Source organism: Acinetobacter sp. TUM15064 (assembly GCF_008980265.1).
Lineage (GTDB): Bacteria > Pseudomonadota > Gammaproteobacteria > Pseudomonadales > Moraxellaceae > Acinetobacter.
Genome location: NZ_BKFU01000239.1, coordinates 1 through 425, shown reverse-complemented (window position 1 = coordinate 425; position 425 = coordinate 1). Strand labels below are relative to the sequence as shown.

At 39.5% G+C, this 425-nt stretch carries 1 protein-coding gene; it reads right to left on the bottom strand.

All coding sequences use genetic code 11. The features are described from left to right. Positions 1-425 (bottom strand): IclR family transcriptional regulator C-terminal domain-containing protein (locus GBI16_RS18610; RefSeq protein ID WP_215900701.1); only part of this gene is annotated, 425 nt, incomplete at both ends.

Below are 425 nucleotides of genomic sequence, written 5' to 3'. Positions count from 1 at the left end.
TAGGTTGCTAAAGGGCAACTTACAGACAATACAGCAGTCATTTTTCCTGTAGATTGTTTGAAAATTGGAGCGCCACAAGCTGCCATATCATGATTGTAATGTCCCCAACTGACCATAGATCGCTGTGTTTTAACAAAACTGAGGCGTTGAAGTAGCTCTTTAAGATTCTTTGGGGTGAGTTCAGAAAAAGTTTCCCATTGATTGAAATTTTTATAGCGATCACGGATTTCAGTTTCAGATAAGTCTGCTAATAGCATTTGTCCAATCACAGTCGCATGAGCAGGCCAACGAGTGCCTAGACCTATATTGCTGGTAAATGTTCCAATCGATTGCACATTGTTGATAAAGACAATATGTGTACCTTCTAAAATGGACAAATGTACTGCAAGTTTAGTTTGATCGCGTAGTTCCTTCATCAACGGTGT